Source organism: Embleya sp. L77 (assembly GCF_055557415.1).
In genome coordinates this window covers 1,298,513-1,312,660 of record NZ_CM145709.1, presented here as the reverse complement: position 1 = coordinate 1,312,660, position 14,148 = coordinate 1,298,513, and the positions used below count along the sequence as shown (strand labels likewise).

General features: G+C 71.7%; 8 protein-coding genes. 4 read left to right on the top strand and 4 right to left on the bottom strand.

The features are described from left to right. Positions 1-7: 7 nt before the first annotated feature. The gene (locus tag ACZOOI_RS05265; protein WP_465279650.1) at positions 8-2,215 is read right to left on the bottom strand and encodes a beta-propeller domain-containing protein; all 2,208 of its coding nucleotides are present in this window, start codon (positions 2,213-2,215) and stop codon (positions 8-10) included. An 89-nt stretch (positions 2,216-2,304) separates the two neighbouring features. Between ACZOOI_RS05265 and glgX the strand changes: the two genes are divergently transcribed. Both glgX and ACZOOI_RS05255 read left to right on the top strand, forming a co-directional pair. Beyond that, the gene (gene glgX, locus ACZOOI_RS05260; protein WP_465279649.1) at positions 2,305-4,413 is read left to right on the top strand and encodes a glycogen debranching protein GlgX; all 2,109 of its coding nucleotides are present in this window, start codon (positions 2,305-2,307) and stop codon (positions 4,411-4,413) included. A gap of 178 nt (positions 4,414-4,591) precedes the next feature. Next, entirely contained in the window at positions 4,592-5,236 is a 645-nt protein-coding gene (locus ACZOOI_RS05255; RefSeq protein ID WP_465279648.1) for a DUF1707 domain-containing protein, read from the top strand. A gap of 39 nt (positions 5,237-5,275) precedes the next feature. Here ACZOOI_RS05255 and ACZOOI_RS05250 read toward each other — a convergent pair whose 3' ends face one another. Continuing rightward, positions 5,276-5,851 (bottom strand): hypothetical protein, encoded by a 576-nt coding sequence (locus ACZOOI_RS05250; RefSeq protein WP_465279647.1) that lies wholly within the window; start codon positions 5,849-5,851, stop codon positions 5,276-5,278. A gap of 380 nt (positions 5,852-6,231) precedes the next feature. Next, positions 6,232-8,091, bottom strand: a complete 1,860-nt coding sequence (locus ACZOOI_RS05245; protein WP_465279646.1) for a glycoside hydrolase family 3 protein — start codon at positions 8,089-8,091, stop codon at positions 6,232-6,234. Positions 8,092-8,468: 377 nt separating this feature from the next. Here ACZOOI_RS05245 and ACZOOI_RS05240 point away from each other — a divergent pair, with 377 nt between their 5' ends. Together ACZOOI_RS05240 and ACZOOI_RS05235 are read left to right on the top strand one after the other, a co-directional pair. Beyond that, positions 8,469-9,353, top strand: a complete 885-nt coding sequence (locus ACZOOI_RS05240) for a TVP38/TMEM64 family protein (protein WP_465279645.1) — start codon at positions 8,469-8,471, stop codon at positions 9,351-9,353. An 83-nt stretch (positions 9,354-9,436) separates the two neighbouring features. Then, positions 9,437-10,723, top strand: coding sequence for a DUF418 domain-containing protein (locus ACZOOI_RS05235; RefSeq protein ID WP_465279644.1), 1,287 nt, complete (start codon positions 9,437-9,439; stop codon positions 10,721-10,723). 544 nt (positions 10,724-11,267) lie between these two features. On the opposite strand, the gene ACZOOI_RS05230 is transcribed toward ACZOOI_RS05235, so the two are convergent. Continuing rightward, the gene (locus tag ACZOOI_RS05230; RefSeq protein WP_465279643.1) at positions 11,268-13,832 is read right to left on the bottom strand and encodes a VWA domain-containing protein; all 2,565 of its coding nucleotides are present in this window, start codon (positions 13,830-13,832) and stop codon (positions 11,268-11,270) included. Positions 13,833-14,148 lie beyond the last annotated feature (316 nt).

Here is a 14,148-nt window from a genome sequence, read left to right as displayed (position 1 = left end):
GGGACGGTCAGGAGGTCGGGATCCAGGCCACCTGACGCACGTCGGCGAGCCGGTCCACCGAGATCCCGGCCGTCGAGACGGTCCACAGGTCGTCACCGATCACCAGGGAGCGCTGGATGGTCCCGCCCGGGTGCGTCACCCGACCCACCTCGACGATCCGACTGCCCTCGATCCGCAACACCAGTGCGTACGAGCCGCCGCCCGGGGACTTCTCGCCCGGGGCGATCTGCGGCTGTGCCGAGATGCGGTAGGACTCGTTCACCGGCACCACCACGGTGCCGTCCTTGGCCCAGTACAAGAACGCGTGCGCGTTCTGCTCGGCCTGCGAGTTCGCGCCCGGGAGCGCGTATTGGGCGACCCGGGTCGGGTTCGCCAGGGTGCTCACGTCGAACAACGACACCTGGGTGCCCAGCCGCCGGCCGCCGTCGGTGGCGTCCTGGCCGACGCCGATCAGCCGGCCGTCGGCGATCGGGTGCAGGTAGGCCGAGTAGCCGTTGATCTTGAGCTCGCCGACCGCCTTGGGGTGGCGCGGGTCGCTCAGGTCCAGCGTGTACAGCGGGTCGGTCTGCCGGAACGTCACCACGTAGGCGAGCGGGCCCGCGAAGCGCACGCCCATGATGCGTTCGGTCCGGCCCAGGCCGCCGACCCGGCCGATCGGGGTCAGCGTGTTGCCGCTGCGGGCCAGCACGGTGACCACCGACTCGGTACTGGAGCGGGGCGCGATCGGCGGCGGCACGTCCCGCGGCGTGCCCGGGGTGCCCGGGGTGGCGGCGGTGGGGTCGCTCGGGGCGATGCCGCCGCGCGGCGCGCTGCCCGGGACGGATCCGCCCGGCGCCGCGCTGCCCGGGGCGGCGTCGCTGCGGGTGGTGGTGTTCTGCGGGAGGTCGCTCGGCACGGTCCGGGGGATGCTCGGGTCGCCGGGCGAGAGCGTGGTGGCCACCCGCAGGTTGCCCGCGTGCTCGGACATCGCGTACTCGTTCACCATCGCGCCCGAGACCACGCCGGTGCCGACCAGCTTCGGCGTGCCCTTGCCGGAGATGTCGAGCTGGTTGATCGTGGTCGTCGTGCTCGGCGGTCCGCCGCCGATCACCTTCGCGTCACCGGACACGGCGCGATGGGTGGACGTGGTCGCCAGGTAGAGGTTGGACTCCGACGCGTACACGTTGTCCACGTCGGCGGCCACCGTCACCGGATCGCCCTTGTCCAGGTCGCGGTTCAGGTCGAAGGACAACACGCTCAACGTCGCGGTGCCGGTGTGCCCGGGGTCGCCGGGCTTGGCCTGCGGTCGGCTGACTCGGTCGCAGCCGACCAGATCGCCGGAATCGGTCCGGCCGTTCGCGGCGAGGGTGAACTGCGGCAGCCAGTCCGAGGCGGTCGAGCGCCGGATCAGATCCTTGGCCTGGTCCGACGATTTGGGTGCGGACATGGACAGCCGGGGCCGCGAGCGCACCACAATCCGCGCGGTGCTGCCGATCTGCCGCCCGTCCGTGTAGCTCCCGTCCACCGACAGATCGCCGATGATGCGCGGCGCGGCGGCCAGATCCACCAGCACGAAGCGGGCGCTGGTGTTCGCGGCCACCGGCGACGAGCTGCCCGGGCCGCCGGGGATCGGCGCCATCTTGCCCGAACCCCCCTTGCTCTTCGGCAGGTTCGTCGAGCCGTTCAGGATCAGCAGGGCCCGATCGCCGGACAGCAGCAGCTCGCGCGCCCGCGCGCCCGGCACGTCCAGCGTGCCGGTGACCCGGTGCGTCGCGGCATCCACCACGCTGAGCCGGCCGTCGGCCACGGTGAGCACCCGACGCCCGTCGGTCTTGACCAGATCGGGCTCGTCGACGCCCTGCTCCTGGGTGTTGGTGGTCGAGTGCTCGGGCGCGCCGGGCGCCGCCTGGTCCGCGGCCACGCCTTGTGGGGCCGCCGCCCCGGGCGCGGCGGCCGGAGCCTCGCCGTCCGCCAACTGCCCGGACCTGGAGTTGTCGGCGGACTTCTTCTCGGCCATCGTGCGCAGCGCCGCCGCCCGGAAGTCGTCGACCAGCGCGCCACACGAGTCGAACGCGGTCAGCCGCATCGTCTCGCCGGACACGGCGGCCGTGCGGACCGGATCCGGCTTCGAGCCGCCGGAGGAGGTGCAACCGGTGACGACGAGTCCCGCCGTCAGCACGAGTATCGGCAGGGCAGTGGCCCCGCGCGTGGAACGGTCGTGGATTCGCATGGCCATCCGACGCATCGGGTACCGGAACGGTTCCCGAGCCCGGAGCCGGGCAGGTGTGCGATCAAGCCGGTCCCGGCTACGAAGGGGGAATCTCGATGACGCTGTGGCCCGGACACCCGTTTCCGCTGGGTGCCTCCTACGACGGAACGGGCGTCAACTTCGCCCTGTACAGCGACGTTGCCGAGGCCGTCGACCTGTGCCTGATCGACGACGCCCGCAACGAGGAACGGGTGCCGCTGCGCGAGGTGGACGGCGGCATCTGGCACGGATACCTGCCCGGCCTGCAACCCGGTCGGCGCTACGGCTACCGCGTGCACGGGCCGTGGGAGCCCCGCCGGGGAATTCGCTGCAACCCGGCCAAGCTGCTCCTGGACCCGTACGGCAAGGCCTTCGACGGCGACGTCCGCTGGGGCCAACCGCTGTTCGGCTACCGGTTCGGCGAGCCCGAGCGGATCGACGAGAGCGACTCGGCGCCGCACATGATGACCTCGGTCGTGGTCAACCCGTACTTCGACTGGGGCGACGACCACCGGCCCGGGCACGAGTACCACGACACGGTGATCTACGAGGCGCACGTGCGCGGGTTGACGATGCGTCATCCGGACATCCCGCCGGAGATCCGCGGCACCTACGCGGGGATGGCACACCCGACGATGATCGAATACTTCCGGTCGCTCGGGGTCACCGCGGTCGAGTTGATGCCGGTGCACCAGTTCGTCGACGACGGGCACCTGGTCGGCCGAGGGCTGGCCAACTACTGGGGCTACAACACGATCGGCTTCTTCGCGCCGCACGCCGCCTACTCCTCGACCGGCTCGCTGGGGCAGCAGGTGCAGGAGTTCCGCTACCTGGTGAAATGCCTGCATCAGGCCGGTATCGAGGTGATCCTCGACGTGGTCTACAACCACACCGCGGAGGGCAACCACCTGGGCCCGACTTTGTCCCTGCGCGGGATCGACAACAGCGCCTACTACCGGCTGTCCGAACAGGACCCGCGCTACTACTGGGACACCACCGGCACCGGCAACTCGCTGCGCATGTCGCATCCGCACGTGCTCCAGATGATCATGGACTCGCTGCGCTACTGGGTCACCGAGATGCACGTCGACGGCTTCCGCTTCGACCTCGCGGCGGCGCTGGCCCGGCAGTTCTACGAGGTGGACAAGCTCTCCGCGTTCTTCGACCTGGTCCAGCAGGACCCGGTGGTCAGCCGGGTCAAGCTGATCGCCGAGCCGTGGGACGTCGGTGACGAGGGCTATCAGGTGGGCAACTTCCCGCCGCTGTGGACCGAGTGGAACGGCCGGTACCGGGACACCGTGCGCGACCTGTGGCGCGGTGAGCCGGGCACGCTCCCGGACTTCGCCGCCCGGCTCACCGGATCCGGCGACATGTATCGCCACGACGGCCGGCGGCCGACCGCGTCGGTCAACTTCGTCACCGCCCACGACGGCTTCACACTGCACGACCTGGTCTCCTACGAGCACAAGCACAACGAGGCCAACGGTGAGGACGGCCGGGACGGGGAGAACCACAACCGGTCCTGGAACTGCGGAGTGGAGGGCGAGAGCACCGACATCGAGATCCTGGCGCTGCGGGAGAAGACCAAACGCAACCTGGCCGCGACGCTGCTGCTGTCCCAGGGCGTGCCGATGCTGCTGCACGGGGACGAGATCGGCCGCACCCAGGGCGGCAACAACAACGCGTACTGCCAGGACAACGAGGTCTCCTGGGTCGACTGGGAACGCGGCCGGGAACACTGGGTGTTCCTCGAATGGGTGCAGATGTTGATCCGACTGCGCCGCGAACATCCGGTGTTCCGCCGCCGGCGCTTCCTGCGCGGTGTACCGGCGGACGACGCGAGCCTGGCCGACATCGTGTGGTTCGCCCCCGGCGGGCGGCCGATGACCGAGGCGGACTGGCAGGCCGGATTCAACAAGGCGATCTCGGTCTTCCTCAACGGCGACGCGATCGGCGAACCCGGTCCGCGCGGCGAACCGATCCGGGACGACTCGTTCTTCCTGTTGATCAACGCGCACGAAGGGGACCTGCACTTCACCCTGCCGCCCGCCGAGTACGGCGCGGCGTGGGGGACGGTGCTGGACAGCGCGACGGTACTGCTCGATCGGGACCGGCCCGCGGCCAAGGCGGGCACCTCCGTACACCTGGAGGCGCATTCGTTGCGACTGCTGCGCCGGCTGTTCTGACCGGGCCTCGCCCGGCGCCGGCCCGGAACGAGACCGGGTGTGTCGTTGTTCCGGGTCGGATCGGCGTCATCCCTGCGGCGGTTGCCTAGGGGTCCGGCCAAGGGTTATCCCTGATGGACCACGGTTCGTCGACGGCGCATGCTGTACGAAGCCGTGTGCACAGCGAGAGGAGCCGCGCATGCATCCCAACTCCGGTCCTCATCCACCCCATTGGTACGGCATGCCCGCGCACATGCGGGTCGGCGACGCGGATCGCGAACGCACGATCGAACACCTGAAGCACGCCTACGGCGAAGGCAGGCTGAACGCGGACGAGTTCGAGGAGCGGGTGGCCTCGGCGCTGGCCGGGCGCACCCGGGCGGACCTGGAGGCGCTGCTCGACGACCTGCTGATGCCGATGTCGGGGCCGCCGGCGATGCCGATGCACGGGATGACGCCCGGGCCGCCGATGCCGCCGCCGTGGTGGCTCAACCGGGCCGTCGGGCCGTACGAACGCATCCGTCCGGGCCGGGAGCGGGGATGGAGCGCGGCCGCGCACTGGAGCGGCTTCTGCGCGCCCGTGGTCGGCCCGTACCTGATCCGCAGGACGGTCGGCGCCCGCTCGGAGTTCGTCCGGGACAACGCCAAGGCGGCGCTGAACTTCCAGCTGACCTGCCTGCTCTCGTTCGTGCTTGCGCCGATCCTGGCGCTGCTCGGCGACTTCGGCGGCCTGGTGATCGCCGTCATGTACTCGACCATCGCGGTCTTCGCCATCCTCGGCGGAGCCCGGGCGGCGGGCGGCGAGGTGATGCGCTACCCGATCAGCCTGCGCCTGGTCAGATGAGCCGGCCCCCGGGGTGGGCCGAGCGCCCGACGGGCCCCCTCACGCGCCGGCGGGGTTGGCGCGGCGGGCGGGGCGACTGCTGCGGCTGAGTCGGCTCGGGCGGGTCCAGAGCAGGAGTTCGCCGCCGGGCGGGGACACCACGCCGCCGTGCGTCGGATCGCCCGCGAACCACACGTCGCCGCCGTCGCACTTGTGCAGGTGCCACCAGCGGTGCGACATGGACACCACGGTCAGCGCGTACTGCGTGCCGTCGCCGGCGCGGTCGCCGATCACCAGCGGCGGACCCCACGCACCGTCGCCGTCGGCCGGATCGCGGAAACGGCACGAGCAGGTCACCCACGGATGGCGGGCCAGCGTGCGCCGCATGCGCCGGCCCAGCACCAGCGCGCCGATCCCGATCACCAGGGCCACGAGGCCGATCACGAGCGGAACCGTGCCCCAGCCGCCCCAGGCCTCGCCGGCCGGATCCTCGGCCGTGGACAAAACCGCGAACCAGGCCCCGGTGCAGGCCGAGCCGATCACCGTGGTCGCGACGGCCCGCAGCCGGTACACCCGCAATGCCCGAGCCGTCGCGTGCAAGGAGAGAGCCACGCCCTCCCGCTGCTCGCTACCCATGGCAGCACCCTAAGCAGGCGCGGGCGGCAATGGTGAACCGGTGCGTGTCGGGCGCGCCCGTCGCGTCCGTGCACTGCGACGCCGGCGAACCGAAGTCGATACCCTGCCGGGGTACCGGTTTCGAGATGCTCGGCGGTGTCCGGCAGGGCGTCGGCTTCGATGCGCTCGGTGCATGTCGGGTGGGGTGGCGGCTCGGATTCGCCGCAGGTGGTCTTCGGCAGGGTGTCGGCTTCGACGCGCTCGGGCGGTCTCCGGCGCGGTGTCGGCTTCGATGCGCTCGGGCGGGTTCTCCGGTGTGGTGTCGGCTTCGATTCGGTTGGGCGGGTCTCCGGCGCGGTGTCGCCTTCGGTTCGCCCGCGCGGTGTTCGGTGGGGGAGTGCTCAGTAGGGCAGGCCGTGACCGAACGGGAAGACCGGGTCCTTGCCGTCCCGGGGCACGTCCGAGCGCTGGGCGCGCACGTCGGTCATCGAGCGCGGCAACTCGAACGGCAGCCTGCCCTCGGGCCGCACCCGACCGAACAGCGCGTCCAGCAACGGCGCGTCGGCGCAGCCGTAGTTCGCCACCAGCGCGGCCGACCGCTCGGCGATCTCCGGGATCACCGCCGGGCGCTCCAGGTAGATGTCCACGACGGTGGGCACCGTCGCACACAGGTCCAGGATCGGCGTCAGTTCGGCTTCGGTGAACTCCAGCGAGCCCGCGTGGAAGAACTGCTCGAAGCCGCCCTCGCGCGGCTCGAACGGGGTCTTGATCCGCACGATCGCCACGTCCGCCTCCTCGGGGGTGGCCACGACGGTTCCGTAACCGGCGGCCACGTCGGCGTCGACGCCCCGGACGTACACGCGGGTGCCCTCGGCCAGCGGCAACACCGGTTCGTCGTGTGCCGACGCGTCCTGTGCCGACGTGTTCCGTGCCGACGCGTTCCGTGCCGACCCCTTGCGCACCGACGCGTTCTTGAGCACCGTGATCGACCTGCTCTGCGCGCGCAGCCCGGCCGCGATGCCGGCGTCGGTGCCCACCAGGGCAGCGGTGGCGGCCGGGTCCACGAACGGGTGGTCGAACAGGCCGAGGACGAACTTCTCCCGCAGCAGCCGCCGCACCGACTTGTCCAGCCGCTCCTCGGCGAGCCGGCCCGCCGCCACCAGGTCGACGATTTGCTCGGGGATGTGTTCGCCGCCGAACTGGTCGCAGCCCGCCTCGACTACCCGCAACACCCGATCCGGGACGGACGACTCCTCGACGCCCCATGCCCGCGCGGGCATGGTCTGGCCCATGATGTTCGCGTCCGAGATCAGGCCCCAGTCGGTGCACACGATGCCGTCGAAGCCCAGTCGTTCGCGCAGCAGGCCGGTGATGATGCCCTTGTTGAAGCCGAACGCGACGGCCTCGTGTTCGGTCTCGATCGGCATGCCGTAGTACGGCATCATCTGCGACGTCCCGGCCGCGAGCGCCTTGCGGAACGGCTCCAGGTGGTAGTCGAAGTTGCCGCCCGGATAGACCTGCTCGCGGCCGTACGGGAAGTGCGGGTCCTCGCCGTCGAGCTGCGGGCCGCCGCCGGGGAAGTGCTTGGTCATGCACGCCACCGACTCGGAGTTGAGCGTCTCGCCCTGCGCGCCGCGGATGTAGGCGGCGACCAGCTTGCCGGTCAGCTCGGCGTCCTCGCCGAACGTGCCGTTGATCCGCGACCAGCGCGGTTCGGTGGCGAGGTCGATCTGCGGGTGGAGGGCGAGCCGGATGCCGACCGCGAGGTATTCGCGGCGCATCAGGTCGGCGAACTCGCGGACCAGCTCCTCGTCGCCGATCGCGGCCAGGCCGAGCGTCTCGGGGTACTGCGAGAAGCCCTCGGCGTACGCGGCGGTGCCCGGGTTGTCGGTGAAGTGGTGCCGGGGATCGGTGGAGAGCGTGACCGGGATGCCCAGCCGGGTCCCCAGCGCCAGTTCCTGGATCCGGTTGTGCCACTGCGCGATGTGCTCGGGCCGACCACCGCCGAGCAGGTTGAAGTGGTTCATCCCCTTCTCGGTGATCATCTCCCGCACCGTGAAGTCGAACGGCAGCGAACCCTTGGCGTCCAGGAGCGTGCCCTCGGGGCCCATGACGGCGATCGTCTGGAACATCAGACCGGCCTTCTCCTCGACCGTCATCCGGCCGAGCAGGTCCGCGACCCGTTCCTCGATCGGCAGCGACGCGTCCTCGTAGGGGCAGGTCGCGGCGCGGAACCGGGTGCGTGCGGTGGTGTCGGTCATGGATCCTCCGTAAAAACCTAGTGGTCAGTAGGTTTTCTAACACGTAACGCCCCACCTCCGCCGGCGAAATCGACGGCGACTTCGGACCCGCGTCCGCACACCGCGACCGTTCCGGCAGTCGGCCCGTGATCGTTCCGGCAGGTGACGGGCCCGCGCGGGGAGTGCGAACGCTCCGTACAATGAGCCGAATGCGCGCCGGGGGCCCGGGTGTGTCCGGGGGCGTGCCGCCGTGACGATGCGGCCGGGCCGCCGATTCGAAGCGGATCGCCCGGCACATCGGGATCCGGCGCATCGGGCGTATCGGGCGCATGGGGCGCATGGGGCGCACACACACCACGGGTACGAGGGGCGGACGCAGGTTGGACACCGTGCGGGGCTTGCTTGACTCGCTGCGGGATTTCCTCGACCACGGCGCGTGGACCCACTGGCCGCTTCCGGTCTCGGTGACGATCTTCGTCGTGGTCTGCGCACTGGGCGTGGCCGCGTTCGTCCCCAAGTCGCTGTTCGCGCCGATCGCAGGCGCGCTGTTCGGCGCGATCGGCGGCACGGTGGTCACCCTGGTCGGGGCCACCCTCGGCGCGCTGATCAGCCTGTACCTCGGTCGCCGGCTGGGCCGGGAGCGGATCAGCGGCTGGCTGCACAAGCGCGAGGCGCTGGCCGTGCTCGATCGCCGGCTCTCCCGGAACGGCCTGGTGCCCATCACGATCCTGCGGATGATCCCGGTGATCCCGTCCTCGGTGGTCAGCTACGGCGCGGCGGCGACCGGGATCCGCACCGGCCAGTTCCTGCTCGGCACCGCGCTGGGCATGCTGCCGATGACGCTGGTCCAGTGCGCGGCGGGGGCCTCGGTGCGCAGCGGCCTGTCCACGCCGGTCGTGGTCAGCGTGTTCGTCGGCTGCGTGTCGCTGGCCCTGGTCATGGTCGCGGTGCGGCGGCGCGGCGGGGAGCCCGAGCCCACCGGGTCGCCGGCGCCGGCGACCGGGCGGGGGTCGGTGGCCGGGGAGGGGTCGGCGGCCGAGGAGGGGTCCGGGCCGCCGCCGTCTTCGGTTGCTTCGCGGTCGTCGGTCGGCCCGCAGTCCTCGGGGGCTCCGCGGTCTTCGGCTGCTTCGTCGTCGTCGGGTGCTCCGCGGTCTTCGACTGCTTCGTCGTCTTCGGGTGCTTCGCCGTCTTCGGCCGCTGCTTCGCAGTCGCCGGTCGCTCGGCGGTCCTCGGGCGCTCCGCCTTCGCCGGTCGTGCCGAAGGCACCGGACGCGGCCGAATAGGCCGACCGGCGCTCGGTCGATCCGGCCGCGGATGCCGCCTGGCCGAGCCCGACGGGAGTTCGAGGACCGCCTAACCTGGACGCATGCGGGCCGAAGCGGGGGAGCACGTGGAGCACGGGGAGCGGGTGGAGCAGCCGGCGACCACGACGGCGCGGATTGTCGGCGTGGACGTCGCGCGTGCCCTCGCCGTCCTGGGCATGTTCGCCTCGCATGTCGGCCCGGACCCCTACGACGGCGGCGTGGACACCCTCGTCCAGGGCGTCTCCGGCCGCGCCTCCGCGCTGTTCGCGTTCCTGGCGGGCGTCTCGCTGGTCCTGATGTCCGGCCGGACACCGCTGCGCGGCCGGAACCGACACACCGCGGCCGCGGTCACCCGGGTGCTGATCAGGGCCGTCCTGCTGATCCCGCTCGGCATGTGGCTGGCCGACCTGGACACCGGCGTGCTGGTCATCCTCTCCTTCTACGGCCTCTACTTCCTGCTTGCCTGGCCCGCGCTGTGGCTGGACACGCGCGCGCTCGTGCTGCTCGCGGCGGGCTGGGCCCTCCTCGGGCCGATCGCCTCGTACCTGCTGCGCGCGAGTGGCGACACCGGCGACATCCGCTATGCCGCACCCGGGTTCGACGACTGGCACGGTCCGGGCGACCTGTTCGAGACGCTGTTCCTGACCGGCAGCTACCCGGCGATCACCTGGCTGCCGTTCGTCTTCGCGGGGATGGCGGTCGGCCGGCTGCGCCTCACCGACCTGCGGGTGCAGCGCGCGTTCGTCGGGATCGGCACCGGGCTGGCGGTGCTCGGATACGGCGGATCCTGGCTGGTGGTCGAGTTGTTCACCGGCGATCGGCTCGCGCGGGAGGCGGCGCCGTACGGCGTGTTCGAGCTGATCCACAGCCGGGTCGGCTCGATCCCGGTGTCCGACCCCGCATGGTTGACCGTCGCCGAGGGCCACACCGGCACGCCGTTCGAGATCGTCGGCGCGATCGGCGTCGCCCTGGGCGTGCTCGGTCTGACCCTGCTGGCGTGCCGCGCCTGGATCGGCCGGATCGTGCTCGACCCGCCGATCTGCGTCGGCGCGATGGCGCTCACCGTGTACACCGCCCACCTGATCGCGATCGACCGCTGGTTCCCGCTCGCGGCCGGACAGACCTGGGAACGTCTGCTCGCCTTCGTCGTCGTCACGCTGCTGCTGTGCTGGGCCTGGCGACACACGCTGCGCAAGGGCCCGATGGAGGCGGCCCTGCACGTGCTCTCCGCGCTCCCCGCACGCTGGGTGCGAGGAGCGGCCAGGCCGGACGGGTCGAGCCGGCCGCAGGGGGGTGGGCCGGGTGGACCGGCCGCGACCGGCTCGATGGCCCAGGGGGCGGATCGGTAGTGCAGGGGGGTTGGGGGCCGGGGGTCACCGGGTCGGAGCGGTGCTCCTGAATCGGAGCAGTGCTCTCGGGTCGGAGCGCACTCCTTGGTCGGGGCGGTGCTGCGGGTCGGAGCGGTGCTCTCGGAACGAAGCGGTGCTCCTGGGTTGAGGCGATGCTCTCGGGTCAGAGCGGTGCTCTCGGAATGGTCCGGTGCTCTTAGAACGGAGCGTCGCTCCCGGGTTGGAGCGGTGCTGCCGGGTCGGAGCGGTGCTCCTGGGTCGGGGTGATGCTCTCGGGTCAGAGCGGTGCTCTCGGAATGGTTCGGTGCTTTAAAAACGGAACGGTGCTCTTGGGTCGGGGCGATGCTGCCAGGTCGGAGCGGTACTGCCGGGTCGGAGCAGTGCTCCTGGGTCGGGGCGATGCTCTCGGGTCAGAGCGGTGCTCTCGGAATGGTCTGGTGCTCTTGGAACGGAGCGTTGCTCCTGGGTCGGAGCGTTGCTCCCGGGTTGGAGCGGTGTTGCCGGGTCGGAGCGGTGCTCTCGGAACGGAACGGTGCTCCCGGGGTCAGATCAGCAGTCCCTGGGACCTGGCGCGGGCGAGCCAGCCCGGGTACTCGTTGGTCATCATGTCGTAGAGCTGTCCGTCCGGGATGTTCGCCGGATCCTGGACCGAGAAGAAGTCGGCGTTGTCGACGTAGCGGCCGGTCAGGTCGTCCAACTCCTCCAGGAACGAGAAGCCGCCCGGTCGGCCGAGCCCCATGAACTGCCAGAAGATCGGCTCGAAGCTGGAGTAGGTCATCTGCTCGCGCGTCGCGTCGCGCGACGTGGTCTGGCCGTCGGTGATGAACATGACGTAGACGGGCAGGTCGTTCGCGAGCGGTTGGTGCCGCGGCCCGCTGCTGCCGAAGTAGTGCTCGCGGACCAGCCGCATGGCGCCGGCGTAGTCGGTCGAGCCCTCCAGACCGGGGTTCTTGCGGATCCGCTCGGCCCAGCCGTGGTACTCGCCCAGCCCGAGTTGGCCGACCGCGTGGCCGCGGGAGCCGAACAGGAACACGTCCACGGCCGCGTTGTCGTCGAAGCGCAGGCCGAGCGAGAGCACCCGCTCCGCGAGCGCCTGCACCTTGCCCCGCTTGAACAGCGACTGCATCGAGTAGGAGATGTCCAGGCACAGCGCGACCCGCGCGGTGTGCTCGCCGAGGCCGTGCTTCTCCAGGCTCACGGCGGCCTGCTTGGTCAGGTTGAGCAGTTGCGGGTGGCCCTCCTGGGCGAGCCGCTTCTCCATGTTGACCAGGTTCTGCTTCTTCAGGCTGATCGAGGGGGCCGGCGGGGGTGCGCTCGGTGCGGTGGGGGCGGTTGGCGCGTTCGGTGCGGTTGCCGTGTCGGGGGCATCGTCGGCGGCGACCTCGATGCCGAAGTCGGTGGCCAGGCCGGTGAGCCCGGACGCGTACCCCTGGCCGACCGCGCGGAACTTCCAGGCCCCGCCCCGCAGGTAGAACTCACCGAACAGGAACGCCGTCTCGGTGGAGGCCTCGTCGATGTCGAACTCGGCGATCGGACCGCCCTGCGCGGACACCACATGCAGCGCCAGGCCCGGCACCTGCCCGAACGTGCCACCGTCGGCGGACGCGCCGATCACCACCCGCTCGACATCCGGCGGCATCGCGGCCAGGTTCACCCGGATCGTGTCGGTGACGAGGCCGTCGGCGGCGGGCTGCTTACCGTCGTGCCGGACCGCGCCGGCGGCGTCCGAAGGCTGGTTGTAGAAGACGAAATCCGCCTCCGTCCGCACCTTCCCGGCGGCATTCAGCAGCAGCGCCGAGGCGTCCACGTCGGGAGCCCCCGCCGCGCGCCAGGTCAGGACCGCCCGCAACTCGGCAGTCGGTACCGGAGTGTTCCCACCTTTGCTTATCTTCGCCATGCCGCCCATCTTGCCCCCCAGGCGCAACGAAGGTAGGCGTACACCCGACCGAACCCCCAAGCCCCACCCCGACCCCCGGGTGCCGGTGGCACGCTCGGCGCCAATCGGCTCGTGCCCGGGGTCGCCTTGGGCCCGGTCGGCCTCGGGCCTACGGGCGCACTCCCGACCGCACCTTCGTGTGCGCAGGCGACTGCCCTTGGGCGGTCGGGAGGGTGGTTGGTCCGCGGGAACTGCCACCCGGGTTCGTGGCCGGGCGGAGGGTTGCGTCGGAATCGATATCCGCCCGACCGGCGCGCTCGCACGTGTGCCCGCGGCCGTGTCCCTGGCCACAGCCGAGGCCGTGTGGGCGGCGTGGGCGAGGGGGAGGGCGCAGAGGGCGGCGGTGAGGGCGATCAGCGTGCCGGTGGTGGGCGCGCCGAATGCGCCGAGTGCGGACAGGCCGATGATCGGGTCGCAGAAGGCGCCGAAGGTGTTGGCCGACATGGCCGGCCCGTTCCACCGGTCGCGCTCGTCCAGCGTCGCGGCCACGCCCAGGACGTAGATGGTGACCGCCTGGCAGGAGGCGTTCCAGCCGAGCAGGCCCACCGCGTACAGCACCAGGCCGCCGCGCGGTGCGAAGGTCAACATCAGCGCGGCCGGCCCACCGGCGCCCACCGCCGTCACCAGCGGGACGGTCCGGCCCCGACCCCGTCCGCCCGATGTCGCCACCACGACTCCGACGACGCCCGCCGACAGACACCCGGCGCACAGCGCGCTCACCGTCTCGGCGGACAGCCCCACCCGATCGGTGCCCACCCCCGAGGCGATCGCCCACAGCGCGTTCATCGGCACCGAGCGCACCCCGACGGCCGCGATCAGCAGCAGTCCGGTGCGCCGATGGGGCGCCGGCCCGAGCGCGGCCGCGGCATCGGTCGGAGCCCCCGCCGGCAGATACCGCACCATCGGCAGCGCCCCCAGGTCGACCGCCGCCATCACCCCGACCGTGGCGAGCCGACCGCCGCCGAGCAGCGGCACCAGGGTGTACAAGGCCGTCCCGGACAACGCCACCGCGAGCAGCGCGATGCCGGACGTCCGGGCGGGATCGCGGGTACCCGCCATCGCGGCGGCGGCCACCGTCAGCGCCATCCCGCTGCCCGCGCCGCCGACGATCGCGCCCGCGACGGCGAGCCCGGTACCGCCGGTGATGGCCGCGACGGTGAAGCCGCCGACCATCAGGAGCAGCCCGACCCGGGGCCTGTTGCTCGTGCCCCGCGCCGCCCGCCGCCCGGGTGGCGGCCGCACCCGCGACCGCGACCGCGGAGCCGAGCAGTCCGGCGGTGCCGATCGCGCCGGCGGCGGTGCCGGACAGGCCCAGACCGGTGCGGACGGCATCGAGGAAGGCGGGCAGCAGGTTGGCCATCAGATAGCCCGTCGAAGCCAGGATCGAGATGGCCGCGACGGCGGCGCCGGACCGTCCCGCGCGGGCGCGCGCGGGCAGGGTGAATACGGACACGGGTGGAGCTCTTTTCCCGAACGGGCCGCCGGCGGC